Genomic DNA, 24716 nt, shown 5'->3' with positions numbered 1-24716 from the left:
TTAGCCACCGCGATCGGGATCGTCGTCGCCATTGCCCGTCTTCCGCGCTTTCGCTGCGAGCTGCTGCTTGAGCCGTGCGAGCGCTTCGGCAGACCAATCGCCGACAGCTGTGACCGCGACCCAGCCATCGACGTAGTGTTCGGGCGCGTAGACATGGCCGAAACCCATCGGCGTGTTGGTTGCGACCGCCATGTCGAGGGCGAGCTGCAGCATCGTCACGATAGGATACCATCGCAGCTCCGGTGATACGTCAGGCCCGCGCGGCGCATTCATCCAGGCCGGCGCCTGATAGGCATCGCGGTAGGCGAAGAATGTGATCGCGTCACTGGCGTATTGCAAATAGACCACGCGCATCGGGCCCCAGGGCGTATCCGGCGCCACCGTCGGCCCGTTCTGGTTCATGAAGCGCACGAAGCGGCCGTCGCGGAATTCCGGCAGCCAGGCCGGTGATCCTGGATTGCGGTTATCGGTAATCGAGCGCCAGATGCGGCTCTCGAATGGCGCTCCGCTCCATAGCGCGCCGGCGATGGGGTCGCCGATTGTCTCGAACAATTCTGCGGATTTTTCCGAGTTCATGGCACCGAGGCTGAGCCCGTGCAGATACAGCTTTGGCCGCTTGTCCTTGGGCAAGCTCGTCCAGTAGCCGTAGATTTCGGTGAACAGCGCACGCGAGGCCTCCACTCCGTATTCGGGCTGAAACAGCAGCGACAGCGGGCTATTGAGATAGGAATATTGCATCGCGACGCTCGCGACATCGCCATGATGGAGATATTCCACCGTATCCATCGCGGATGGATCGACCCAGCCGGTCCCGGTCGGTGTGACGACGATCAGGACCTTGCGTTCAAAGCCGTACTGGCGCTTGAGCTCGTCGAGCGCAAGCCTGGCGCGCGCCTGCGCCGTGTCGCGGCTGCCGAGGCCCACATAGACGCGCACGGGATTCTGCGCGGGCTGTCCCGTAACGGCCCTGATCTCCGTCGCGGTCGGGCCTGAGGCAATGAACCGGCGCCCCATGCGCCCGAGTTCCTGCCACTTCACCAGCGACGCAGAACTTCCGGTTCGATCGGGGGCGGCCGGTTGCGGCCGCTCTGGCTCTTGCAGGGCGTCGAGTTCGCGGAAGGAGGAGTCGAGCGCATTGAACGCGGTCCGGACCAGGACGTTGCTGGCGATCGACCAGAACAGCAGGCCTGCGATCAGCACGCCGAGCACGTTGGCGAGCTTCCGCGGAATGGCGTGCTTTATGCGCACGGCGAGGAAGCGGGCGACAAACACGAACAGCCGCCCCAGCACCAGCAGCACGGCGAACGTGATCAGGGCGATGACGCAGACCTTGAGCGGATGCGCGGTCTCGACCGGGGTCATCTTCATCACGGTGCGGATCGAATTCTGCCATTCGGCGGTTCGCCGCAGGAAGATAACGACGACCAGCAGGCAACCGGCCGTGACCAGCGCATTCGCAATCGATCTTGCCCGCGGCGAAGGTTCGGGCAATTCGAGATAATGCCACAGCTGGCGCCACAGCACGCCGGCGAAATAGCCGATCGCGAAACAGCCGCCGGCAAGCGCGCCTTGCGTGAGATAGCTCCGCGGAATCAGCGTCGGCGTCAGCGCGGCAGCAAAGAACAGAGCGCCCAGCATGAGGCCGACACCGGACAGCGAGAGCAATTGCCGTCGAACGAGCCAAGCCAGATTCGTCACGGCATCCTCCGGGCGAGTCTATCTCTTGTTCTTGTCTGAAAAGCTGCTCTGTCGCGGCAGCCGGATCGTGAATTCCGTGAACTTGCCCGGCTCCGTCGCGACGTCGATGGTGCCGCCGTGCTGCTTCACCACGATATCGTGGCTCATCGACAATCCGAGGCCGGTGCCTTCGCCGGCCGGCTTGGTGGTGAAGAACGGATCGAACATCTTTTCCTTCACCTCGTGCGGAATGCCGGTGCCGTTGTCGCGGATGCGGATCTCGATGCTGTCGCCGCGGTCGCGCGTTGCGGCGATCACCACCGGCTCGTAATCGGCGGCGCCGTCATCCGACTTGCGCTTGGCCACCGCGTGGAAGCCGTTCGAGATCAGGTTCAGCAGTACCCGGGTGATCTCCTGCGGAAACACTTCCGCTTGCCCGGCCGCCGGATCGAGTTCGCGCTTCAGCGTCACGTCGAACTGCGGCTTCTCGGCGCGGGCGCCGTGATAGGCAAGGTTGAGGCTCTCCTCGACCAGCGCGTTGATGTCGCTCAGCCGATGCTCGCCGCCGCCCTCGCGGGAATGCAGCAGCATGTTCTTGACGATGGAGTCGGCGCGCCTGCCATGCTGCACGATCTTCGCGAGATTGTCCTTCAACAGTCCGGTCAGCTCGTCGACCTCGCTGCGGACGTCATCCGCGAGCGGGAGCGGCGCCAGCGCCTCGTTCAGTTCGTCCGTCAGTTCGGCGGAGAGCGATGCAAAATTGTTGACGAAGTTGAGCGGATTCTTGATCTCGTGCGCAATGCCAGCGGTGAGCTGGCCGAGCGACGCCAGCTTCTCGGTCTGGACCAGCCGGTCCTGGGCAGCGCGCAAATCGTCGAGCGATTTGGCGAGGTCCCGGGTGCGATCCTGCACCTCGTTGAACAGGCGCGTGTTCTCGATGGCGATCACGGCCTGGTCGGCAAAGGTCTTGAGCAGGGCGATCGCCTTGTCCGGGAAGGGACCGGGCTCCGGCCGCGTCACGCCGATGGTGCCGATCGCGACGCCGTCGCGCAGCATCGGGATCACGAGGATGCTGCGATAACCTCGCGTCCGCGCCAGCTCTCTCATGGCGTCCGTAAGGTCGGGCTCGTTCTGCATGTCGCTGCGGAATGCGAACTCTCCGCTTCTTGCCACTCGGCTGTGAATGCCGGACGCCGATAGCGGCGCCGGGAACGAGCTGAGCAGCTCTTCGTTGCCGGCTTCGTTGTCGGTACTGAAGGCGGCCAGGTGCAGCAGGCCGTCGATGACGCGCGTGACGGTAGAGGAATGTCCGCCGACCAGGGACTTGGCGCTGTCGGAGATCGCCTGAAACACCGGCGTCACATCCGCGGGAGAGGCCGCGATCACCTTGAGGATGTCGGCGGTCGCGGTCTGCCGTTCCAGCGCTTCCCTCGTGGTGTTGAACAGGCTGACATTCTTGATCGCGATCACCGCCTGGTCTGCGAAGGTCTGCAACAGCCGCACATGATGCTCGCCGAACGCGCCGGTCGCGCGCCGCGTGGCGATGATGACGCCGATGGCCTGGCCGTCGCTCATTAAAGGCGCGAATAACATGCTGCGGTAGCCGCGGGCGCGCGCGATGTCCCGCGCCGCCGGTTCGACCTCGGTGTCGGGCAATTGCGCCGCCACACCACTGGCCACGAGCCGGTAGGGCGGGAACTGCGCGAATGGCACCGGGAACGAGGACTGCAGCACGCGATCGCCGGCCGGATCGGTCGGCGTGAACGCCGCAAGATGCGCGGCGCCGTCGATGTAGCGCAGAACTGCCGTGGAGAAGCCGCCGATCAGCCGGTTGGCGTTGGCGGCGATGGCGTCGAACACCGGCTGTACGTCGGAGGGTGAAGCGGCCATCACCTTCAGAATGTCGGCGGTGGCGGTCTGGCGTTCCAGCGTCTCGCGCGTCTCGTTGAACAGCCGCGCGTTCTCGATCGCAATCACCGCCTGGTCGGCAAAGGTCTGGAGCAACTGCACGAGGTCGGCTGCGAACGCGCCGGGCTCGGCACGAGTTACGCTGATCATGCCGACTGGCGTCCCCCGATTCATCAGCGGCATGAACAGCACGCTGCGAAAGCCGCGCAGCCGCGCAAGGTTCCGGTTCAGCTCCGGGACCTCCGCGGCTTCGCTATCGGGAAACTGGATCGTCTCGCCGCCGCGCACCAGCGCGAAGGTCGGAAAGTCGGCAATCTTGCGCGGGAACGACGCCTTCAGCCCTTCGTCCGCCTCGGTGCTCGTTGGTGTGAACGCCACGAGGTGGAGCTCGTCATCGATGAACTGAAGCACGGTGGCGGAGAAGCCGCCGAGCAAACGCCGGGAGCTGGACGCGATCGCCTCGAAGACCGGCCGGGTATCGGACGGAGAGGCCGCGATGGTGCGCAGAATCCCGGCGCTGGCGCTTTGACGATCGCGCGCAATCGCGAGCTCACTGCGAAGCTGCGCGTTCTCGGCTGTGGCCGCCTGTAACAGGCGCTCAAGTTCCGCGATGTCGTTGGAAGGGGCGGTCATTCGCAATCCGGCTTGATGCCGCGACAAGCGCGGCACCAGGGCGGATTATCACATCTCCTGCGGCCGGAGCCAGCGTCCGCGATAGCGAGTTTGCCGCCAGAATCCGGTCCGCTTCACGTGCCCGGCCGCGACACCTCGGTCTCCTTGCTGGTGATGAACTCCAGCAGCACGGGAATGCCTTCCTGCGTCTTCTGGATGCCGCGCCTGATCGCGGGGATGATGTCCTCAGGTCTCGTCACCCGCTCGCCATAGCCGCCGAAGGCGCGCGCCATCGCGGCGTAGTCGCCGGAAATGTCGGTCGACCGGTATTTTTCGGTCGAAACCGGCATCACCTTCAATTCGATCGCCATCGAGAAATTGTTCAGCAGGATCGACATGATCGGAATGCGCTCGCGCACCGCGGTCTCGAAATCCATGCCGGTGAAGCCGATCGCGGCATCGCCCCAGACATTGATGCAGAGCTTGTCGGGTTTTGCGAGTTTCGCGCCCATGGCTAGTCCAAGGCCGTAGCCGAGCTGCGTCGTCTTGCCCCAGCCGAGATAGGTGAGCGGCTCGACCGACTTCCAGAACGGCGAGAGCTGGTCGCGCGGGCTGCCGGCATCGTGGGTGATGATGGTATTGCCGATGTCGACGGTGTGTTGCAGGTCCCACAGCACGCGATAGGGGCTTAAGGGCGCATCATTGCTGGTGAGCTTCGGCATCCATTTCGCCAGCCACTCCTTGTGCGAGGCCGCGATCTCGGCCGCGACCGCCGAGGCGTCGCGATCTGCGGTGACGGTCTTGCCGATCTCCTCCAGCAGCGCATCGAGCACGAGCCCGGCATCGCCGACGAGGCCGATCCTGGCTTCCACGTCCTTGTTGAGATGGTTCGGATCAAGTGTGGAGTGGATGATGGTTTTGTCTTTCGGCATCGCGATGCCGAAATTGGTCTCGGTGAAGGAGCAGCCAATGCCGAAAATGACGTCGGTCTCGGCCAGGAACTTCGGCACCGCGCGCGGCACCGCAAGGCCGCCAGAGCCAAGCGAGAGCGGATGCGTCTCCGGGAAGGACGATTTGCCCCCAAGGCTGGTCGTCACGGGAATGGCGAGCCGTTCGGCCAGCCGTTTCAGTTGCGGCCAGGCCTGCGCGTAATGCACGCCCTGGCCGGCATAGATCACCGGACGCTTGGCGTTGACGAGCAGGTCGGCCGCCTCCTTCACATGAATAGGGTCCGCGCCATAGCGGGTGCGCAGCACCGGCGTATAGTTCAGCGGCTCCGGCACGTCCTCGTTCCACATATCGGCGGGAATCTCGACGATGACAGGCCCGCCGCGGCCGTTCTTCAGCTTGGTGAAGGCGCGACGAAAAATGTTGGCGACTTCCGCGGCCAGGATGATCGGCTCCGACGATTTCGAAAACGCCTTCATCGCTTCGCTCGAATTGAAGTTCGGCTCGATATGCGCGAGCCTGCGCTGATAGCCCATCGGCAGCACCAGCACGGGAACGGATTCGCCGTAGCATTGCGCGACACCGCCCATCGCGTTCTCCGCGCCGGGGCCGTGCTGCATGCAGAACGCGCCGATCGAGCGTCCCGATGTCACCCGCGAGATCGCATCCGCCATGTGGATGCCGACGCGCTCCTGCCGCACCATCACGGGCCGGATATCGGCCTTGGCCGCATGCTCGATCAGATGATTGACCGGATAACCGCAGAGGATCTCGATCCCCTCGCGCCTCATGATTTCCGCAATCGCGGTGCCGAGCTTCATGGCGTCTCTCTCCCTGGGCAGGCCGGTTGGTCCGGCCGATTAGGGAAGAGAGGATCAGGAATCGGGGAAAGGGTAAAGCGCGGGCGATGAGAGTCGCGGTAGGTCAGCTATGCAGCGAGCTGCCGTAGCCCGGATGGAGCGCAGCGCAATCCGGGGCCGTGCTACCCGGACATACCAATGACGAATTCGCCGCGCTCCATCCGCTACGACCGCTACTTGCAGCTTTGGCAGATCCTCAGCTTGCGTTTCAACGCCTCGTCTTCTTGATCGATCAATTGCTCAGCGGCGCCTTTAGCACCCGGATCGGCCCTGGAGCCCTTCGCCGTGCGTGACCTCACAGGCGGCACCACTTGGCTCGAGGTGTCATTGCCCTCGTCGGGGCCTACGCTGAAGCCATCGTAGTCGGCGGCCGGGTTCGGCGCCGATGGAAGCCCGCCGATCACCGGCGGCGAAGCTTCTCTGATGGATGCTGCCGGCGGAGGTCTGGAATTTTTGGCGCCCGCATGCGGCGGCGATGCATTGGGCGGAGAAAGCGAAACCGGCGGGGCGGCCGAAGTCTGTCCTCTTGCGCTGTCCTGCGACCAGACGCCGACAACGATGAGGCTGAAAGCCAGGAGCATCACGCTTCTCATCCGCATCCTTCAAGCAGCTGTGGTTGGTGGATTGACAGTGTGAAGCGTATCAGGACCCACATGGTCGTCAAAGCGCCGCAGCCTGGATTTCGCAGCCGGGAGTATAGTTCACAAAGCGTGACCGGCCCGCCGCACCAAGCCAGGCGCGGTGAAGTCAAAGAGGAATTTAACGCTTGCGCCCTAACTTGCGCTCGCCATGAGTGACCAGGTCGTCCACAGCGAGGTTCAACCGTTTTCGGCGCGTGCTGCGCTTCCCTGGCTGGTGAGCCTTGGGGTATATGCCCTGTTGCTGATTCTTGGACCGCGGCTGCTCAATGATCCCGACAGCTATTCGCACATCGAAGTCGGGCGCTGGATCATCGCGCACGGCATGCTGCCGGCGACCGACCCATTTTCCTTTTCGAGGCACGGCGCGCCCTGGATCACCTTCGAATGGCTCTCGGAGATCATCTACGCCGGTGCCTACGCGCTTGCCGGCTGGCAGGGCGTCCTCGTCGTCGCCGCCGCGGCGATGGCGCTCGCCTTTGGCCTGTTCACGTTCTTCCTGCTGCGCGAGCTTTCGCCGACCCAGACGCTGCTCATGGTGATCGCGGCCGTCATCCTGTTGGCGCCGCATATGCTGGCGCGGCCCCACGTGCTGGTGCTGCCGCTGATGGTGACATGGGCGGCTGCCCTGGTACGCTGCATGGATCGTGGAGGACCTCCGCCGTACTGGGCCCTTCCGCTGCTGGTCGTGTGGGCCAATCTCCACGGCAGTGTGGTGCTGGCGCTTGGACTGATCGGCCCTGCGGGCTTTGAGGCGCTGCTGCGCGAGAAGCGTAGCGAATGGCCACGCGTGTTCCTGCGGTGGCTGCCGTTCACCGCGCTCGCGGTCGCGGCGTCCTGCCTGACGCCCTACGGGCCGGAACCGCTGCTGATGCCGCTGACGACGCTCGGCCTCGGCCCCGCGCTCGGTTGGATCGCGGAATGGCGGCCGCAGGATTTCAGCCACATAGGCTTCTTCGAATTGCTGCTGCTGGCCGGCATCTTCGCGCTCTCGCGTGGCGTGACGCTGCCGGTCGTGCGTGCGTTGGTCGTGATCGGCTTGCTGCATTTCGCGCTGGCCCAGATCCGCAATGCGGATCTGCTGGCCATGCTGGCGCCGCTCTATCTGGCGGCTCCGCTGGGGCGGACGTTCGGCGGACCGGTGGGAGAAGATGCTCCCGGCTCGTCACGCGGCCTGAACCTGGCCACGCTGGGTGTGTTGATCGTGGTGAGCGGGGCGACGCTGGCGCGTGACATACGACCGGCTCCGGCCATTACCCCTCAGGCTGCCATCGCTGAAGCCAACCTCGCCACGGCGGGGCACGTGCTCAACGATTATTCCTTTGGCGGCTATTTGATCTTTGCCGGCATTCCCACCTTTATCGACGGTCGCGGTGAACTGTACGGGGGAGCGTTCATCAACCGCTACAATCGTGCCCTGGCGCTGGTCGATCTCGGCGACTTTCTCAAGTTGCTCGACGAATACAACATCGGCGCAACGCTGCTCGCGCCGGGAACGCCGGCCATAGCGATGCTGGACCGGCTGCCCCAATGGCAGCGCGTCTACAGCGACGACGTGGCGGTCGTGCACAAGCGGCGAGATATGCCGCAAAAATAGATCAAGCGGTCCCGAAGGCGACGTATTGGCCGCCGAGCGGCACGCCGCTCAGGGTCGCTTCGAGGCGCCGTGCCGGCTTGGTGTCCCAGGGCAGCAGCAGGAAATGGCGCGCACCGATCTCGCGCAAGCCGCCGGCAGCCATCAATTTTCGGGTTTTACCCGCCCCGAGCAGGACGGCGTCCCGGTCGAACTCACAACGCGCGACGGCAAGGCGGGTCAGCGGGTTGTATGGATTGTGCTCGATGACGCAGACGAGTCCCCCGGGTCGCGTCACGCGCCGCATCTCGGCGATGAATTGCGCCCATTCGGCCGGCACGACGTGGTGCATCACGCATACGGCGGTGACCAGATCGAAGCTGGCATCGTCGAAAGGAAAGGTGCGGCCGTCAAACTCACGGTAGTCGACCTTGCCGTTGTCAGCGCGTGCCTGCGCCAGGCTGGCCGAAGAAACGTCGATCCCGCTCAAGCGGCCGACCATGCCGTGCAGCAGGGGATGAAGGCTGCCCACGCCGCAGCCGACGTCCAGCATGTCGGGCCTCTCCTTGTCGAGCCGCTGCGCGATCAGATTGCCCAGGAGATCGGCCTTGGCGCGCATGAAGAAGTGATGCGGCAAGCCGGAGAAGTCGATCGAGGATTGGACCACGTCACGGTAGTTGTCGTGATAACCGTCAAAGAGTTCGGTCATGCGCCGGCTCACTCGTTGACGGCGTGGATCGCGGGTGCGGCCGCCGTCTCGTTGCGGTCGAAGCCAGCGCGTGTCTGCACCACATAGAGCGGGCGACGTTTCACCTCGGCATGGATGCGGCCGACGTAAAGCCCCACGATACCCGTCATCAGCATGTTCATTCCACACAACAGGGACACGACGACCATCGTCGAGGACCAGCCGGTCACGAGATGACTGTCGTTGCTGAGCCACAACAGGATCACCCAGCCGCCGTAGAGCAGTGCCAGACCCGAGACCGTCAATCCGCACCAGATTGCCAGGCGCAAGGGCAGATCGGAAAAGCCGAGCGCGGCGTTCATCGCGAGCCGCACCATCTTGAACAGCGGATATTTGGTCTCGCCCGCTGCACGTTCGAGGCGGTGGAAGGCGATCTCGGCCTGCCGGAAGCCGAGCCAGGCGATCATGCCGCGCACGAAGCGGTCCTGCTCCGGCATCTGCCGAAGCGCGTCGAGCACCTTGCGATCGATCAGGCGGAAGTCGCCGACATCGGCGGGGATGCCGACCGAGGACATCCTGCCGAGAAGCCGGTAGAACAGATGCGCGGTCGCGCGTTTGAATCGGCTTTCGCCGTCGCGCGACAGGCGGCGGGCGTGGACGATGTCGTTGCCTTCCTGCCATTTTGCGATCAATTGCTCGATCACTTCAGGCGGATCCTGCAAATCGGCATCCATGACGATGATTGCTTCACCTTGCGCGGCGTCCATGCCGGCGGTGATGGCGATCTGATGCCCGAAATTTCGCGACAGGCCGATATAGCGAAAGCGCGGGTCGCGCGTGGCGAGCGCCTGTAGCACGATCGAGCTGGAATCGCTGCTGCCGTCGTCGACGAAGATCGCTTCAGCCGGCCCATCGAGCCGCGACAGGACCAGGTCGAGCCTGCGCAGCAGCACCGGCAACACGGATTCCTCGTTGAACACGGGGATGACGAGGCTGTAGCGGATCGACTGGAAATTGGCCGCCATGCGAGAGAGTCCAACTCGTTGCAGGAGCGGAAGTCTATGCCGGCGGTGGTTAAGGTCGCCTTGCCACAACCATTAAGGATGTGGCGCGCCGGGGCGGCTTCCATTGAATCGGCGCGGATGGTGATGCCCGATTAACCACGCCGAGCAGCCGCGGCTTTGGCCCAGGACTTGCGGCCTAGGACTTGCGGCGGATCTTGTAGAGAACAAATCGCTTCGAGGTATCCAGCGCTTCCAGCAGATCCGGCAGTGGGTTTACGGCCCGCGGTCCGAGGACGTAGAGATAGTCGTAGTCCTGGGGCCAGGTGCTGACGAACGGCGGAACGCCATCCGGCGGCCGGCTTGCCGCAATCGCGGTCAGCACGCCCAGCGGCATCGGCCCCCCGTAGGGAATGGCAAGGCGGCGCACGTCCTCGCGTGGCCGCACGGGCTGCTTGCCCGCTTCCGTAAATAGATTGGGCACGAACGCGTTGGCATAGTGCACGGCGAGCGTAGGCGCATAATACATCGGATATGAGGTGAGGTCGGCGAAGGGCGGGTCTCCATTGTCGTCCGTGCTGGCGACCAGGATGCGCGAGCCGCGATCGATCTTGTGGAACGACTCGACGATGGCCGCATAGTCGGTGCGGTAAGGCAACCACACCGCGAGCACGACGGCGAGATTGACCAGGATGATGCCACTGATCGCGGCGAGCGCTGCCATTCTCCATGTCCGGCTGGGCAGCGTAATAGAGCAGAAGGCCGGCAGGATCAGAGCCGCAGCGGGAATCACGCGAAGGTCGACGAACGAAGTTCCGAACAGCTTCGAGGGAATGACGACGTAGAGCAGCGCGAAGCCGGTCGCGAGCCAGATCCCGGCTGCTTCGAGCTTGAGGACGCCGCGTCTTGCGGCGAAAAACAGCGAGATCATCAGCGCAAGCCCGGTCGCAGCCGCGATCGTCAAATTGTAACCGTTCATGATGCGCAACGGCCAGATCGGCTTGAGTCCGAAGAACCAGTTCGTTCCTTCGCTTCCGATCGATCCCGCGGTCATGCGCATGATCCCAAACAGGGCAAGCGCCGGTACGGCCAGCGCGGCGAGCCGCGCGGCGGCGACACCGTACGATATTCGCCCATGGCGGATGCGCGAGAGCTCGTAAAGGCCGAGCGTCGCGCCGTAGATGCCGAGGGAGAAGAAATGCGCCGCAAATAGCGCAGCGACGAAGACCATGTTGACGACGAAACGCAATGGCCATGGGCGTTCCGCGAGCATCAGATAGACGGCGATGCCGCAGAGAGCGAGGCCCAGTCCGAACTCGAAATTCACGAAGCCCCAGCTGAACGGTAGGCAGTAAAGGAACGCGAGCGCCGCAAAGCCGGCGAGATGGACCCGTCCCTTCCGCGCCCATTCGAGCAAGAGCGCGCCCCCAACGATCAGCAATTGACTCAGGAGCAGAAACAGCCGCGTGGCGTTCTCGACGCTGATCAGCCGCGCCATCTGCGGGACCAGCAGATCCATGCCAAGGTTGGGATAGAATGCCCAAGCCACTTCGTAATGCGGATTGGCGTTGGGGGTGCCGTTCTGGTTCAGAATATACATCCGGGCGAGGTGATTGGGATAGTCGACCATCGCGGGGATAGGGGTCAGCAGCACCGGAAGAAACGACACAGCCGCCAGGACAGCAAGAACGGTGATCGCCACCGATCGGTCCGAGCCAAGACCAGCCCGGATTGTCGAGGTCGGCTTGTCAGAAGAAATCATGTCATCGGGCCGCTGCAGTTTGAGCTTACGCTCTACGATGGCGCAACCGCCCGACACAACGCCATATTGCGAATTCGCGAAAATCAAGCTGGGTCGTCGCCGCATCGGAAGGAGGAGCCCGTCATCCGACGCGCTGCACGCGGACTTGTGCTGATGAGATTGCGGCGCGCCGGCAATGCCGGCTACTTGACCGCCGCGCCGACCGAGTTGAATTTGCCGCTCAGGAGTGCGCTGCCGGTGTTGTTCACGGCCGCGATGATCGCAAACGCGATGCCGGTGGCGATCAGACAATACTCGATGGCAGTGGCACCATTTTCATCGGCAAGAAATGACTTGAGCAAAGTCATCGTCAACTCCTGTTCATCCGTCCAACCTAGGCTGGTGCCGTTTTCGGAATGGTAAATTGATTCAGCAAATTTTCGCGGGCGCGTCAAAACCCAGGTGGATGGTCCTCACCTGCCGTTTGGTATGATGTCACCGATTGACTTAAGGTTTCGTCACCCAATTCGGACGCATTTGGCGATATCGTCATCCCGTCTCAGGACGAGATCTGGCGTTCCGGCGCGGCCTTGCCGGGGCGTTTCAGCACCGTTGCCAGGCGTCCGACCAGATAGCTCACCGCGCATGGCTGCGCCCGCGCGGAGCTGCCGGCGAGGCTTTCTTCCTCGGCCGCGTCGTTGACGATGCCGATGTAGTTCTTTCTGGCGTCCTGCTGCTGCACGAGCCTGCAAATCCCGGGTTCAATCGAGGCGCAACAATGCTGCGCGGAGCGGGAAGCGTCGGTTAATTTTGCCTTCCGTAGGATTACGTGTCGTCCCCGCGACCGCGGGCAGACGCTGAAAGCGCGGGCTTGGCTTAACGGATTGTTGAGCCTGTTCTTGAGCGGGGCGCCGGCTCAGTCGCGCCGACCGTCCGCATTCATCGCCCGCAATACCGCGATGCGGGCGAACATCATCCAGCCGCCGCCGGTCTCGGCCGCGTTGATCAGGGTTTCGATCGCGGTCTGCCAGTGGCTCGCATGCTGCGTGTCCTCGGGCAGTCGCATGATGTGATCGGCAGCTTCTTGCAGCGTCCGCAGCTTGCGCCCGCCACGTAACGAAATGGGATCGTCGAATGCGGTCGACCAGGGCATGTCAGGTCGGCCGATCGACGAGGGGAGGCATCACGGCGTCGTCGCTGTGCGATGCTGCTAGCCGGCCTTCTTCGCCCGAGCCGGCGCGCGCACCGGCTTGTCGCCTTTTTTGGGAGCGGCTTTCGCAGCAGCGTCCTTGCCGCCCTTGCCGGCGATTGGCAGCAGCATCTCGCGCTGGCCTTCGACGCGCTTTTTCGGCTTCTTGCCCTTGAGGGCGTCCTTGGTCACATCCTTGGCCACTTTCGCCGCGGGGCCTGCGTCCTTCTCGTTCGCGATGCTCTTCTTCAGCGCGTCCATGAGGTTGATGACGTTGCCACCGGTCTTGGGCGCGGTCTTTGCTGCGATGGGCGCGCCGCTGCGCTTCTTGTTGATGAGGTCGATCAGCGCGGTCTCGTAGTGGTCCTCGAACAGCTCGGGCTCGAACGCGCCGGACTTCTTCTCGACGATGTGCTTTGCAAGGTCGAGCATGTCTTTGGTCAGCTTAACGTCCTGGATGTCGTCGAAATAGTCGTTCTCGCCGCGCACCTCGTAGGGGTAGCGCAGCAGCGTCCCCATCAGGCCGCTCCCGAGCGGCTCCAGCGCGATGATGTGCTCGCGGTTGGTCAGCACCACGCGGCCGATCGCGACCTTGTCCATGCTCCGGATCGTCTCGCGGATCACCGCAAAGGCGTCGTGACCGACCTTGCCATCGGGCACGAGATAATAGGGACGGATCAGATAGCGGCTGTCGATGTCGGTCTTCGGTACGAACTCGTCGATCTCGATCGTGTGGGTGGAGTCCAGCGCGATGTCGTCGAGCTCGTCCTTGGTGACCTCGATATAGGTGTCGGTGTCGACCTTGTAGCCCTTGACGATGTCCTCCGAAGTCACCTCGTCACCGGTCTCGGCGTCGACTTTGAGGTACTTGATCCGGTGGCCGGTCTTGCGGTTGATCTGGTTGAACGAGACCTTCTCGGTATCCGAAGTGGCCGGATAGAGAGCGACCGGGCAGGTCACGAGCGACAAACGCAGAAAACCCTTCCAATTGGCGCGGGGGGCCATGGGCTACTCCAAACGCAACGGGGACAGAAGACGAAGATACCATCGGGGAACACCGAATCATAGCAAGGCGGATCGCTGAATCTTGCATCTGCGTTAACCGGCCGCCCGGCGCGCGGTTGCAGCCTGATCCGGCTGCAAAGGCCGGAACATCATATCCGATCATGCGTTGCCACGGGACATTCCGCCGCGAGGAGTCGCAGCCATCCGACGCGACGGCCAGAAATTGAGGTCACCATGGCAACCACGCGAGACCAACGTCAGATCGTGGAAACTCCGACCGAGGCGCGCCAGGGCGAGCCCGGGCCGTCGGTGGCGGCGCTGCTCGCCATATCCACCGGGCTCGCGATCCTGATCCTCGCGGTCATCTGGTTCGTTTTCTTCCGGACCTGATCGGCAGATCGACCGGACGGTTCGCACCTTCCGACTCGCCGCGTAACGCGGCACATTGCGCCCGCCAGGCCGCCGGTTCGTCCGGTGGCCTGGCGGGCGCAGTGCGTTGATCGCGAACAGGTCGGATATGACCAAAAAGTAACGCGGCCGGTTCCCCGTGTTCATATTCAGTTCACGCCGGAATTGCTCATCTGTGCGGGTGTTCATGCGGCCTAATTCTGGAGAGAAGCGTGCGCCTGCTCGTCGTTGAGGACGACCCCGATCTCAATCGCCAGCTTACCAAGGCGCTGACCGACGCCGGCTATGTCGTCGATCGCGCCTTCGACGGGGAGGAGGGGCATTATCTCGGTGACAACGAGCCCTACGACGCCGTGGTGCTCGACATCGGCCTGCCGAAGAAGGACGGCATCTCGGTGCTGGAAGCCTGGCGGCGCAACGGCCGTACCATGCCGGTCCTGATCCTCACCGCGCGTGACCGCTGGAGCGACAAGGTCCAGGGCTTCGATGCCGGTGCCGACGACTATGTCGCAAAGCCGTTCCACCTGGAGGAGGTGCTGGCGCGTATCCGCGCGCTGCTGCGCCGCTCCACCGGTCATGCCCAGAGCGAGCTGAGCTGCGGCCCCGTCACGCTCGACACCAGGACCGGCCGGGTCAGCGTATCCGGCAATCCCATCAAGATGACGTCGCACGAATATCGGCTTCTGGCCTATCTGATGCATCATTCGGGGCGCGTCGTGTCCCGCACCGAGCTGGTCGAGCATCTCTACGACCAGGACTTCGACCGCGACTCCAACACCATCGAGGTCTTCGTCGGCCGCATCCGCAAGAAGCTCGACGTGGACATCATCCAGACTGTCCGTGGCCTCGGCTATCTCCTGACCCCGCCGACCCCCGGCGCTTGAAGCGTGGTGTCTCGGACTATCTTGTCTAGACGTATCTTGGCTTGACGGGCGGCCCGGCAGAGGCCTTGTTCGGGTCATGAGTTCCGACCCCATGCCACCCCGCGCCTCCGGGATCATTCCGATGCCCGCCAGCTCGCTCGCGAACCGCCTGTTTCTGTCGGCGACCGCGTGGCTCGTGGTGATCCTGGCCATCACCGGCGTGGTGCTGTCGTCGGTCTACAAGAATGCCACCGAGCGCGCCTTCGACCGCCGGCTCAATCTCTATCTCCGCACGCTGATCGCCGAGGTCGCCACCCCCGACGAGCCCCCGGACCGCCAGTTCCAATCGCTCGGCGAGCCTCTGTTCGAGCTGCCGTTGTCCGGCTGGTACTGGCAGATCACGCGGACCGACACCGAAAAGCCGGAGGTGCGCTCCTCGCGCTCGCTCTGGGACAAGAAGCTGCCGAAGCTGGAAGAGCAGGGCACCGAGCTTACCGCCGCCGGCATCCGGATCGCTTATGTCGACGGTCCCGAGGGACAGAATCTGCGTATGGTGGAGCGGCCGGTCGATCTCGGCGCGGACGGCAAATTTCTCGTCAGTGTCGCCGGCGACGACACCGAGATTTTCGACGAGACGCGCAGTTTCGATTACTACCTTGGCGGCACGTTCACCGCGCTCGGCATCGTGTTGCTGCTGACCACCGTGTTTCAGGTCCGCTTCGGTCTCGCGCCGCTCAAGCGCATCTCCGAATCCATCGCCGACATTCGGTCCGGGCGGGCGGAGCGGCTCGAGGGCGAGTTCCCGGTCGAGATCGCACCGCTGGCGCGCGAGACCAACGCGCTGATCGACGCCAATCGCGAGATCGTCGAGCGCGCACGCACCCATGTCGGCAATCTCGCCCACGCCATCAAGACGCCGCTCTCGGTCATCGTGAACGAGGCCGGCGCGCATGCCACCGACCCGTTCGCGGCCAAGGTGATGGAGCAGGCCGACGTGATGCGTGACCAGGTCGCCCATCATCTCGAGCGCGCGCGTATCGCGGCGCGGGTCTCGGTCGTCGCGACGGTGACGGAGGTTGCACCGGCCATCGAGGCATTGCGGCGGACCATGGAGAAGATCCACCGCGGCCGCGGCATCGTGGTCGAGGCCGAGGCCGATCCGTCGGCGAAATTTCGTGGCGAGCGGCAGGATCTGGAGGAGATGGTCGGCAATCTCGTCGACAACGCCTGCAAATGGGCGGCCTCGCGGGTCTTCATCGAAGTTCTGGTGGAAGCGCCGCATCAGGCGAGCAGCGGTCCGCGGCTGCATATCATCGTCGACGACGACGGCCGCGGCCTGTCGGAGGCCGAGCGCACCCAGGTCTCACGGCGCGGCCAGCGCCTCGACGAATCCAAGCCCGGATCGGGGCTGGGGCTGTCGATCGTGACCGAGCTCGCTGCGCTCTATGGCGGCAGCCTCTCCCTCGGCCGCGCACCGACTGGGGGCCTGCGGGCGGAGCTGGTCCTCCCCGGAATATAATCCCTTGTTCCGACGCGACTATTTGGTCTGCGGCACGTCGATCTGGACGAAACCAGGGGTATTCGGAGCGACTTCCTAAACGGCTTCTTAAGTGGCCCCACCTATGATCGAGCAGGACGGACCCCACGTCCGCCATTTTACCGTTCATTACCCGGGCGCATGAGCCAGACATCGATCGAGCGGCTGAGGGACTATCTCGCGCAGCTCCCGCCGCAGGCGCAGGCGCTGCTGATGCGGGAGTTCGAGCGTGCGCTCGAGCGCGGCCAGGACACGGCCGTGGCAACCCTCGTGCTCGACCAGCTGCGCAAGATTGTCCGCAAGACGGAAGCCGACGAGGCCCCACCGCCGCGTACGGACGATCTGTCGCGGCTGCTGTTCCAGGTGCTGGAACCATTCCTGGTCGAAGCAGGCGCCCCGATCCGGGCCGGGCAGATCCGCCGCTCTTCGCTGGCTCCGATCTGGCAATGGCTCGGCCGCGACGGTGCTCCGGCCAAGCTGAATGAATTCGAGGCGGCGCTGGCGCGCATGCCGGCCGACAGCGCAGGGCAAGTCGAAGCGCTGGCCTCGAAGCTCCAGGCGGTCGCTGCGGATGCCATCTTCGAGCTGACGGGACCGGGCGGGGGTGACAAATCGCGTGCGCTCGCCCGCGTCGGTCCGCCCAACGTGATCGAGGACCTCTATTCGACCGGGGCGGTGCTTGCGGTCCGCGACGCCATCGCCACCTTGAACGAGAAGCTGCCGCGCTCTTTGCGCGCCTTCGGCGATGCCCAGATCGCCTCGGTGACTGCGGCGCTCAACATTCCCGTCCTCCAGACGCCGCAGATGCTGCCCTTCGCGCTCTCCATCGTCGTGCAGCGGATGACCGCGCCGTGGCAGATCATCCGCCTCGCCATCAAGATTGCCGCGTCCGACGACGAGATCCGTGTCGCGGCAACGCCCTATGGCGTCGCGGTCACGATGGCGCTGCATGACCTGTCCTGCGTGGCCGCCATCCTGCGCATGGACATCAAGCGCGGTCATTTCGACAATGTCGCCGGCAATCTCAAGACGCTGCACGACGGCGTCCGAGGCCTGCGTACCGAGCTCGACCTGCGCAATGATTCCGCCTGGGGCAAGCAGTTGACCTCGATCCGGGCCGACATTTCCAACGCGCTGCAATCCGAGATCGACAGTGTTCCCGGCCGCGTCCGCCGCATCCTGCGCCAGCGCGCCGAGAAGGACATTCCGCCGGGCGCGCGGATCGACAGCACCGAGGTCGAGGAAACCGTGGCGCTGATCGATTTCGTCGCGACCTGTCGCAATTATGCGAGCGAGCTTGCGATCAACGAGGTGACACTGCGCACCTATTCCGACCTGCAGCAATATGTCGAGCGTTCGACCGAGCAGCTGGTGCAGTCGCTGCGCGGCGCCGATCACAAGGTCCGCACCTATCGGCAGCAGCAGATGCAGGCCGCGATCCGCTTCTGCCAGGTGCTGTTCGGGGATGATTATGCCTCGCTGATGAGCCGCGCCGCGGAGAACGCGGCCACGGGCGAGCGCAAATCGTCGCGCGCGAGCTGATCCAGGCGCATATTTCAGCAGTCACAATTTCAGGTTGACGGTGTCGGTGGCTGGCCCTACGGTCGCCGTGCAACTTTCTGATATTTCTATCTGTGGGCGCATGAAATCCGTTATCAGTTCCATCGAAATCGAAAATCGCGTCGTCGTTGCCAAATATCAAAGGCTGATGGTAGGCGCGAAGGTGGTGCTGGTCGAGAAGGCAAGCGGTCGGCAGCTTCCTGAGACCGTCACCAGGGTTGCATCGCCCGTTCCCGTCGGGGCGTTGCGCATCAGATTGCCCGACGCTATCGAGCCGGGAACATACTTCCTGAAGGCCTTCAACGGGCATGGCGAGGACGCCGCTCAAAGCGCGGACTTCGAGATCGGCTAAGCCGTTGGATTTTCACCGTTTCGGGACTGTGCGCGGTCGCGCCGAATTGACAATTGTCAATTGCCGCATCGTCCGGCCGTGGTGTAAAGCGACCTGTGGGCGCGGCTTGCGCGCTGCCGGAAGCTTGCCAGATGACGCTATGGTTCGTGTTCGCGCTGATGACGGTCGCGGCGATCTTCGCCGTGCTTTTGCCGCTCGGCCGTAGCGGACGCGCGCAAAATCAGGGCAGCGAAGTCGCGGTCTACAAGGACCAACTCGCCGAGATCGAGCGTGATCTTGCCGCAGGGCTGATCGCAGCGCCCGAAGCCGACGCCGCGCGCGTCGAGGTCAGCCGCAGGCTGCTCGCCGCGGCCGGAAGCGAGCCCGCAACGGCACCGAAATCCAGCCTCAAATGGCGCCGCGCGGCGGCCGTGTTGGCGCTTGCCGGCCTGCCGCTGGTTGCGATTGGTGTCTATGTGCCGCTCGGCTCGCCCAGGCTTCAGGACTTTCCGCTGGCGCAGCGGGAGCGCGGATCCGGGTCCGGCATGGCGCAGTCGCTCGAGAATCTGGTCGTACAGGTCGAGCAACATCTGGAAAAGAATCCAACCGACGGGCGCGGCTGGAACGTAATCGCGCCCGTGCTGGAGCGGCTCGGCCGCTTCGACGACGCCGTGCGCGCCTATCGCAACTCGCTCACCTACAATGGCGAGAGTGCGGAGCGCCGGTCCGACCTCGGCGAAGCGATCTCGGCCGCCGCCGGTGGCGTCGTGACCGCCGAAGCCAAGACCGAGTTCGAGCGCGCGCGCGCGCTCAGCGCGGATGATCCGAAAGCGAACTACTTCCTCGGTCTCGCCGCCGAGCAGGACGGCCGCAAGGACGACGCCGCCAATATCTGGCGAGCGCTGCTGGCGAAAGCGCCGGCGGATGCGCCGTGGCGCCCTCTGGTGCAGAGCTCGCTCGCGCGAGTCGGCGGCGGTGGCGCTACGATGCCGGCGCTGTCGGATGAGACCCTCGCGGCTTCCAAGGACATGAAAGAGGGCGATCGCAACGCCATGGTTCGCGGCATGGTCGAACGGCTCGCCACGCGCCTCAAGCAGAATGGCGACGACGTCGAGGGTTGGCTGCGCCTGGTGCGCGCCTATCTCGTCATGGGTGATCGCGACAAGGCGGTGGGGGCATCGACCGATGCCCGCCAGGCGGTTGCCAACGATGCAGCGCGGTTGCGCCAGCTCGATGAAGGCCTCAAGACACTCGGGCTCGACGGATGACGATGTCAGGACGAGACGGGCAGGGAATGGATACGCCATGACGCGCAAGCAGCGACGTATGACCATCATCGGCGGCTCGCTTGCCGTGCTCGCGCTCGCGGCCGCGCTGGTGCTCAACGCACTGCGCGACTCCATCGTGTTCTTCTCGACGCCGACCATGGTCGCCGAGAAGCACGTCGCGCCCGGCAAGCGGTTTCGCCTCGGCGGCCTGGTGCAGCCCGGCTCGCTCCAGCGCGGCGACAATCTCGCGGTGACCTTCGAGGTCGCCGACGGTGGCGCAAAGCTTCCGGTCGCCTTCAAGGGCATTTTGCCTGATCTGTTCCGCGAAGGGCAGGGCGTCGTCGCCGAAGGCGCGCTCGACGCCGATGGCGTGTTCAAGGCCGACACCGTGCTCGCCAAGCACGACGAAACCTACATGCCCAAGGACGTCGCCGATGCCCTGAAGAAGCAGGGGCACTGGAAGGATGATTACGGCGCCAAAGCTTCCGATGGCGTCAAGCCCGGGGCCACGACCGCACAGGGCAATCCGCAGGGAGCAATTCGGTGATCGCGGAGTCAGGACATTATGCGCTGGTGCTGGCGCTCGGACTGGCACTGATCCAGTCCATCGTGCCCCTGATCGGCGCGCGACTGCGTGATGACGCGCTGATGAATGTGGCGCGGTCCACCGCGCTGGTGCAGCTCCTGTTCGTCGGTGCGTCGTTCGTCGCACTGGTGATGCTGCACGTAGAGTCGGATTTCTCGGTCGTCAACGTCTACGAGAATTCCCACTCCATGAAGCCGCTGCTCTACAAGATCACCGGCGTGTGGGGAAACCATGAAGGCTCGATGCTCTTGTGGGTGTCGATCCTTGCGCTGTTCGGCGGATTGGTGGCCGCCTTCGGCAACAATCTGCCGCTGTCGCTGCGCGCGCATGTGCTGGCCGTACAGGCGTGGATCGCCAGCGCATTCTATCTCTTCATCCTGGTGACCTCCAACCCATTCCTGCGCATCGCCAACCCGCCGATCGAGGGACGCGATCTCAATCCGGTGCTTCAGGACATCGGTCTCGCCGTGCATCCGCCAATGCTCTATCTCGGCTATGTCGGCTTCTCGATCTCGTTCTCCTTCGCGATCGCGGCGCTGCTGGAGGGTCGGATCGACGCAGCCTGGGCGCGCTGGGTGCGGCCGTGGACGCTGGTCGCCTGGATCTTCCTGACGCTCGGTATCGCCATGGGTTCATACTGGGCCTATTACGAACTGGGTTGGGGCGGCTGGTGGTTCTGGGACCCGGTCGAGAACGCCTCGCTAATGCCGTGGCTTGCCGGCACCGCGCTGCTGCATTCGGCGCTGGTGATGGAGAAGCGCAACGCGCTGAAGGTCTGGACCATCCTCTTGTCAATCCTGACCTTCTCGCTATCGCTGCTCGGGACCTTCCTGGTGCGCTCGGGGGTCATCACCTCGGTGCATGCCTTCGCGACCGATCCAACCCGCGGGGTGTTCATTCTCCTGATTCTCTGCCTGTTCATCGGGGGCAGCCTGTCGCTGTTCGCCGGGCGCGCGACGTCGTTGAAGCAGGGCGGCCTGTTTGCGCCGATCTCGCGCGAGGGCGCGCTGGTGCTGAACAATTTGCTGCTCACGGTCGCCTGCGCGGTGGTGCTGTTCGGCACACTCTATCCGTTGGCGATGGAGATGCTCGCCGATTTCAAGATGTCGGTCGGCGCGCCGTTCTACAATCTCACCTTCGCGCCACTGTTCGCGCTGTTGCTGCTCGCCGTGCCGTTCGGGCCGATGCTGGCGTGGAAACGCGGCGATCTGCTCGGCGTCACCCAGCGTCTGCTCGCGGCAGGCGTAGCCGGGCTCGTCGCCGTCGCCATGGTCTGGGGCTGGGCGCGCGGCGGCAGCGCGCTCGCGCCATTGGCAATCGGACTTGGCGTCTTCGTCATTGCCGGCGCAGCGACGGATCTGGCCGAACGAACTGGTTTGTTTCGCCTGCCGTTCGCGACGACGCTGCATCGTGCCCGCGGTCTGCCGCGCTCGGCCTGGGGCTCGGTATTTGCGCATGCCGGCCTCGGCGTCGCGTTGATCGGGATCGTTTGTGAGACCACCTGGAATAGCGAATATATCGCGACCATGAAACAAAACGACGTCGCCCATGTCGCCGGCTATGACGTCAAGCTGGATGGCCTGTTTCAGCGTCAAGGGCCGAACTTCCACGAGATGATCGCCGAGTTCAACGTCAGCAGTGACGGCGAGAAGCTCAGCGTGATGACGCCGTCCAAGCGCAGCTTCACCACGCGCGGCTCCTCGACCACCGAGGCCGCGCTGCTGACGCGCGGCGCCAGCCAGCTCTACATCTCGCTCGGCGACGCCACTGCCGAGGGCGCCATTGCCGTGCGCATCTATCACAAGCCGCTGGTGCTGCTGATCTGGTGGGGGCCAGTGCTGATGGCATTCGGCGGCGTGCTGTCGCTGTCGGACCGGCGCCTGCGGGTGGGTGCGCCAAAACCGGCGCGGGCCAAGCAGCGCCTTCAGCCGGCGGAGTGATCTGATGCGCCGAATGATGGTCGCGTTCGTCGCGCTGATGCTGCTGGCCTTGCCTGCGGCGCATGCCGTGCAGCCCGACGAGATCATGTCGGACCCTGCGAAGGAGTCGCGTGCACGCGACTTGTCGCGCGAGCTGCGCTGCATGGTTTGCCAGAACCAGTCGATCGACGATTCCGATGCGCCGCTCGCGCGCGATTTGCGGCTCCTGGTGCGCGAGCGCATCGCGGCAGGCGACAGCAATTCGCAAGTGCTCGATTTCCTGGTTGCGCGCTACGGTGAGTTCGTGCTGCTCAAGCCGCGCTTCGAGCGCCAGAACATGCTGCTGTGGCTGCTCGCGCCGCTGCTGCTGATTGGCGGCGGTCTGGCGTTATGGCTGCAAATCCGCCGGCGCTCGCGAAGTGGTGCAGACGTCCCGGCTGCGCCGCTCACGCCCGACGAGGAAGCGCGGCTCGCCGCATTGATGGCGGATGAAGCCAAGTCTCACTAGCTACGTTGCTGCGCGCAGAAGCCGGCACTGCGCGGGTGTTCCCGGAACTTCGTTAAGTTCCTTCAGGCTCACTACTTTCGGCCGCGATAAACTGCCGCATCCGCATTCTCCGTTCATTACAAAAGTTTAACCCCGCCGCCAGCGCACGGTAAGGCGGCAGCCCCCATCTTCAGGTTCGTAAGGTGCCGCCGTCAGGTACCAAATGGATTTCAAGGCCCTGGAGATCTCTGCATGACCGACCGTTCCGACCTCTCGAACCTTCCGTCCTACCGGCAGCCCCGCCGGTCCGTTTTCTCGGCCCGCAAGTTCGCGCTGATGGCCTCGGTCGTCGCCGGCCTCGGTGCCGCCGTCTACGGCTTTGGCCCGTCGACCTCGCCAGCCGATCTGTTCTCGAGCCCGGCGCATGCGCAGGTCAACAACGAGGTCCGCAAGGTCGAGCGTCCGATCGGCTTCGCCGACATCGTCGAGCGCGTGAAGCCGTCAGTGATCTCGGTGAAGGTCAATATCAAGGAAAAGACCGCGAGCAATGATGACGGCGATGACGCGCAGTCGCCGTTCCAGCCGGGCTCTCCGATGGAGCGATTCTTCCGCCGCTTCGGCGGTCCGGACGGCATCCCGGGCCTGAAGGGTGGTGGCGGTCGCGGCCGCGTCGTGCAGGGCCAGGGCTCGGGCTTCTTCATCTCGGCTGATGGCTTTGCCGTGACCAACAACCACGTGGTCGACGGCGCCGACAAGGTCGAAGTCACCACCGACGACGGCAAGACCTACACAGCCAAGGTGATCGGCACCGACCAGCGCACCGACCTCGCCCTGATCAAGGTCGAGGGCAGCTCGAACTTCCCGTTCGCGAAGCTTGCCGACGGCAAGCCGCGGATCGGTGACTGGGTGCTCGCAGTCGGCAACCCGTTCGGCCTCGGCGGCACCGTGACTGCCGGCATCGTTTCGGCCAGCGGCCGCGACATCGGCAACGGCCCCTACGACGATTTCATCCAGATCGATGCGCCCGTGAACAAGGGCAATTCCGGCGGTCCGGCCTTCGACACCAACGGTGAGGTGATGGGCGTCAACACCGCGATCTACTCGCCCTCCGGCGGCAGCGTCGGCATCGCGTTCTCGATTCCCGCGAGCACTGTGAAGAGCGTGGTGGCGCAGCTCAAGGACAAGGGCTCGGTCAGCCGCGGCTGGATCGGCGTGCAGATTCAGCCGGTGACATCCGACATCGCCGACAGCCTCGGCATGAAGAAGGCCGAAGGCGCGCTGGTTGCCGAGCCGCAGGCGAATGGTCCGGCGGCCAAGGCCGGCATCGAGTCCGGCGACGTGATCACGTCGGTCAACGGTGAAACCGTCAAGGATGCCCGCGAGCTCGCCCGTACAATTGGCGGCCTGGCGCCCGGCGCGACCGTGAAGCTCAACGTGCTGCACAAGGGCCAGGACAAGGTCGTGAACCTCACCCTCGGCCAGCTGCCGAACACGATCGAGGCCAAGGCCGACATCGACAAGGACAGCGGCAAGGGCGCGAGCCGTGGCACTGATGTGCCCAAGCTCGGGATGACCGTCGCGCCCGCCGATTCCGTGGCCGGCGCCGGCAAGGAAGGCGTCGTGATCACCGAAGTCGATCCGAAGAGCGCGGCTGCTGAACGCGGCTTCAAGGAAGGCGACGTGATTCTCGAAGTCGGCGGCAAGAGCGTGAGCACCGCCGGCGAAGTCCGCGACGCCATCAACACGGCGCGGACCGACAACAAGAACAGCGTCCTGATGCGGGTGAAGAGCGGCGGCCAGTCGCGCTTCGTCGCCGTGCCCATCGCCAAGGGGTAACCAAGGGCCAGGCCTCAGGAGGCCTCCGAGATGAAGGGTGTCGCCGGCATCAGTCGCCCCCGCCGACGGCGCCCTTCGGGG

The 24716-nt window shown here is 64.4% G+C and carries 22 protein-coding genes; 12 read left to right on the top strand and 10 right to left on the bottom strand.

What is annotated here, in order from left to right; all coding sequences use genetic code 11:
• The 3 genes from BRA1253DRAFT_RS09445 to BRA1253DRAFT_RS09435 form a co-directional block, all read right to left on the bottom strand.
• A complete protein-coding gene (locus tag BRA1253DRAFT_RS09445; protein WP_088941312.1) occupies nt 1-1638 on the bottom strand; it encodes an alpha/beta-hydrolase family protein in 1638 nt (545 codons plus the stop codon).
• Nucleotides 1639-1716: 78 nt separating this feature from the next.
• Entirely contained in the window at nt 1717-4218 is a 2502-nt protein-coding gene (locus BRA1253DRAFT_RS09440; RefSeq protein WP_007593425.1) for a GAF domain-containing protein, read from the bottom strand.
• A 113-nt stretch (nt 4219-4331) separates the two neighbouring features.
• A complete protein-coding gene (locus BRA1253DRAFT_RS09435) occupies nt 4332-5987 on the bottom strand; it encodes a thiamine pyrophosphate-requiring protein (RefSeq protein WP_256375821.1) in 1656 nt (551 codons plus the stop codon).
• A gap of 441 nt (nt 5988-6428) precedes the next feature.
• On the opposite strand from BRA1253DRAFT_RS09435, the gene BRA1253DRAFT_RS46165 reads away from it, so the two are divergent.
• The gene (locus BRA1253DRAFT_RS46165) at nt 6429-6641 is read left to right on the top strand and encodes a hypothetical protein (protein WP_157158568.1); all 213 of its coding nucleotides are present in this window, start codon (nt 6429-6431) and stop codon (nt 6639-6641) included.
• A 153-nt stretch (nt 6642-6794) separates the two neighbouring features.
• Complete coding sequence (locus BRA1253DRAFT_RS09425) at nt 6795-8240, top strand: hypothetical protein (RefSeq protein WP_007593419.1); 1446 nt, start codon at nt 6795-6797, stop codon at nt 8238-8240.
• Nucleotide 8241: 1 nt separating this feature from the next.
• Here BRA1253DRAFT_RS09425 and BRA1253DRAFT_RS09420 read toward each other — a convergent pair whose 3' ends face one another.
• The 7 genes from BRA1253DRAFT_RS09420 to BRA1253DRAFT_RS09390 all read right to left on the bottom strand — a co-directional run bounded on the left by BRA1253DRAFT_RS09420 (nt 8242) and on the right by BRA1253DRAFT_RS09390 (nt 13840).
• Complete coding sequence (locus BRA1253DRAFT_RS09420) at nt 8242-8925, bottom strand: class I SAM-dependent methyltransferase (RefSeq protein ID WP_007593418.1); 684 nt, start codon at nt 8923-8925, stop codon at nt 8242-8244.
• A gap of 8 nt (nt 8926-8933) precedes the next feature.
• On the bottom strand, nt 8934-9929 hold the full coding sequence (locus tag BRA1253DRAFT_RS46160; protein WP_007593416.1) for a glycosyltransferase family 2 protein: 996 nt from the start codon (nt 9927-9929) through the stop codon (nt 8934-8936).
• A 175-nt stretch (nt 9930-10104) separates the two neighbouring features.
• Entirely contained in the window at nt 10105-11667 is a 1563-nt protein-coding gene (locus BRA1253DRAFT_RS09410; protein WP_051058520.1) for a hypothetical protein, read from the bottom strand.
• Nucleotides 11668-11849: 182 nt separating this feature from the next.
• A complete protein-coding gene (locus BRA1253DRAFT_RS09405; protein WP_007593411.1) occupies nt 11850-12014 on the bottom strand; it encodes a Flp family type IVb pilin in 165 nt (54 codons plus the stop codon).
• Between the two features lie 191 nt (nt 12015-12205).
• Nucleotides 12206-12388, bottom strand: a complete 183-nt coding sequence (locus BRA1253DRAFT_RS09400) for a hypothetical protein (protein WP_007593409.1) — start codon at nt 12386-12388, stop codon at nt 12206-12208.
• A gap of 174 nt (nt 12389-12562) precedes the next feature.
• On the bottom strand, nt 12563-12799 hold the full coding sequence (locus tag BRA1253DRAFT_RS09395; RefSeq protein WP_007593407.1) for a hypothetical protein: 237 nt from the start codon (nt 12797-12799) through the stop codon (nt 12563-12565).
• Nucleotides 12800-12856: 57 nt separating this feature from the next.
• On the bottom strand, nt 12857-13840 hold the full coding sequence (locus BRA1253DRAFT_RS09390) for a Ku protein (RefSeq protein ID WP_007593405.1): 984 nt from the start codon (nt 13838-13840) through the stop codon (nt 12857-12859).
• A gap of 234 nt (nt 13841-14074) precedes the next feature.
• Here BRA1253DRAFT_RS09390 and BRA1253DRAFT_RS44390 point away from each other — a divergent pair, with 234 nt between their 5' ends.
• From BRA1253DRAFT_RS44390 to BRA1253DRAFT_RS09345, 10 genes are all read left to right on the top strand, one after another.
• The gene (locus BRA1253DRAFT_RS44390) at nt 14075-14230 is read left to right on the top strand and encodes a hypothetical protein (protein WP_007593402.1); all 156 of its coding nucleotides are present in this window, start codon (nt 14075-14077) and stop codon (nt 14228-14230) included.
• A 230-nt stretch (nt 14231-14460) separates the two neighbouring features.
• Entirely contained in the window at nt 14461-15132 is a 672-nt protein-coding gene (locus BRA1253DRAFT_RS09385) for a response regulator transcription factor (RefSeq protein WP_007593400.1), read from the top strand.
• Between the two features lie 121 nt (nt 15133-15253).
• Nucleotides 15254-16630 (top strand): sensor histidine kinase, encoded by a 1377-nt coding sequence (locus BRA1253DRAFT_RS09380; protein ID WP_035993063.1) that lies wholly within the window; start codon nt 15254-15256, stop codon nt 16628-16630.
• Between the two features lie 159 nt (nt 16631-16789).
• A complete protein-coding gene (locus tag BRA1253DRAFT_RS09375) occupies nt 16790-18190 on the top strand; it encodes a hypothetical protein (protein WP_007593396.1) in 1401 nt (466 codons plus the stop codon).
• A 100-nt stretch (nt 18191-18290) separates the two neighbouring features.
• Nucleotides 18291-18560 (top strand): hypothetical protein, encoded by a 270-nt coding sequence (locus BRA1253DRAFT_RS09370; RefSeq protein WP_007593394.1) that lies wholly within the window; start codon nt 18291-18293, stop codon nt 18558-18560.
• 131 nt (nt 18561-18691) lie between these two features.
• Nucleotides 18692-19807, top strand: coding sequence for a c-type cytochrome biogenesis protein CcmI (ccmI, locus tag BRA1253DRAFT_RS09365; protein ID WP_007593383.1), 1116 nt, complete (start codon nt 18692-18694; stop codon nt 19805-19807).
• Between the two features lie 37 nt (nt 19808-19844).
• Nucleotides 19845-20354, top strand: a complete 510-nt coding sequence (gene ccmE / locus BRA1253DRAFT_RS09360; RefSeq protein ID WP_007593379.1) for a cytochrome c maturation protein CcmE — start codon at nt 19845-19847, stop codon at nt 20352-20354.
• Complete coding sequence (locus BRA1253DRAFT_RS09355; protein WP_007593375.1) at nt 20351-22333, top strand: heme lyase CcmF/NrfE family subunit; 1983 nt, start codon at nt 20351-20353, stop codon at nt 22331-22333. The genes ccmE and BRA1253DRAFT_RS09355 overlap by 4 nt, the downstream gene beginning before the upstream one ends.
• Before the next feature lie 4 nt (nt 22334-22337).
• Nucleotides 22338-22820 (top strand): cytochrome c-type biogenesis protein, encoded by a 483-nt coding sequence (locus BRA1253DRAFT_RS09350; protein ID WP_007593373.1) that lies wholly within the window; start codon nt 22338-22340, stop codon nt 22818-22820.
• A 231-nt stretch (nt 22821-23051) separates the two neighbouring features.
• Nucleotides 23052-24635 (top strand): Do family serine endopeptidase, encoded by a 1584-nt coding sequence (locus BRA1253DRAFT_RS09345; protein WP_007593372.1) that lies wholly within the window; start codon nt 23052-23054, stop codon nt 24633-24635.
• Nucleotides 24636-24716 lie beyond the last annotated feature (81 nt).

Origin of the sequence: Bradyrhizobium sp. WSM1253, from assembly GCF_000244935.1 — a bacterium.
Classification (GTDB): Bacteria; Pseudomonadota; Alphaproteobacteria; order Rhizobiales; family Xanthobacteraceae; genus Bradyrhizobium; species Bradyrhizobium canariense.
The sequence above is the reverse complement of the archived record's forward strand: the minus strand, read 5'-3'. Positions and strand labels throughout refer to the sequence as shown.

Bases quoted from the DNA above. Each gene is read 5' to 3' on its own strand.
- BRA1253DRAFT_RS09395 (WP_007593407.1), bottom strand. From the start codon at position 12,799: ATGCCCTGGTCGACCGCATTCGACGATCCCATTTCGTTACGTGGCGGG.
- BRA1253DRAFT_RS09350 (WP_007593373.1), top strand. From the start codon at position 22,338: ATGCGCCGAATGATGGTCGCGTTCGTCGCGCTGATGCTGCTGGCCTTG.
- BRA1253DRAFT_RS46160 (WP_007593416.1), bottom strand. From the start codon at position 9,929: ATGGCGGCCAATTTCCAGTCGATCCGCTACAGCCTCGTCATCCCCGTG.
- BRA1253DRAFT_RS46165 (WP_157158568.1), top strand. From the start codon at position 6,429: ATGGATGCTGCCGGCGGAGGTCTGGAATTTTTGGCGCCCGCATGCGGC.
- BRA1253DRAFT_RS09345 (WP_007593372.1), top strand. From the start codon at position 23,052: ATGACCGACCGTTCCGACCTCTCGAACCTTCCGTCCTACCGGCAGCCC.
- BRA1253DRAFT_RS09420 (WP_007593418.1), bottom strand. From the start codon at position 8,925: ATGACCGAACTCTTTGACGGTTATCACGACAACTACCGTGACGTGGTC.
- ccmE (WP_007593379.1), top strand. From the start codon at position 19,845: ATGACGCGCAAGCAGCGACGTATGACCATCATCGGCGGCTCGCTTGCC.
- BRA1253DRAFT_RS09375 (WP_007593396.1), top strand. From the start codon at position 16,790: ATGAGCCAGACATCGATCGAGCGGCTGAGGGACTATCTCGCGCAGCTC.
- BRA1253DRAFT_RS09405 (WP_007593411.1), bottom strand. From the start codon at position 12,014: ATGACTTTGCTCAAGTCATTTCTTGCCGATGAAAATGGTGCCACTGCC.
- BRA1253DRAFT_RS09370 (WP_007593394.1), top strand. From the start codon at position 18,291: ATGAAATCCGTTATCAGTTCCATCGAAATCGAAAATCGCGTCGTCGTT.
- BRA1253DRAFT_RS44390 (WP_007593402.1), top strand. From the start codon at position 14,075: ATGGCAACCACGCGAGACCAACGTCAGATCGTGGAAACTCCGACCGAG.
- BRA1253DRAFT_RS09445 (WP_088941312.1), bottom strand. From the start codon at position 1,638: ATGCTGGGCGCTCTGTTCTTTGCTGCCGCGCTGACGCCGACGCTGATT.
- ccmI (WP_007593383.1), top strand. From the start codon at position 18,692: ATGACGCTATGGTTCGTGTTCGCGCTGATGACGGTCGCGGCGATCTTC.
- BRA1253DRAFT_RS09380 (WP_035993063.1), top strand. From the start codon at position 15,254: ATGCCCGCCAGCTCGCTCGCGAACCGCCTGTTTCTGTCGGCGACCGCG.
- BRA1253DRAFT_RS09440 (WP_007593425.1), bottom strand. From the start codon at position 4,218: ATGACCGCCCCTTCCAACGACATCGCGGAACTTGAGCGCCTGTTACAG.
- BRA1253DRAFT_RS09390 (WP_007593405.1), bottom strand. From the start codon at position 13,840: ATGGCCCCCCGCGCCAATTGGAAGGGTTTTCTGCGTTTGTCGCTCGTG.
- BRA1253DRAFT_RS09410 (WP_051058520.1), bottom strand. From the start codon at position 11,667: ATGATTTCTTCTGACAAGCCGACCTCGACAATCCGGGCTGGTCTTGGC.
- BRA1253DRAFT_RS09425 (WP_007593419.1), top strand. From the start codon at position 6,795: ATGAGTGACCAGGTCGTCCACAGCGAGGTTCAACCGTTTTCGGCGCGT.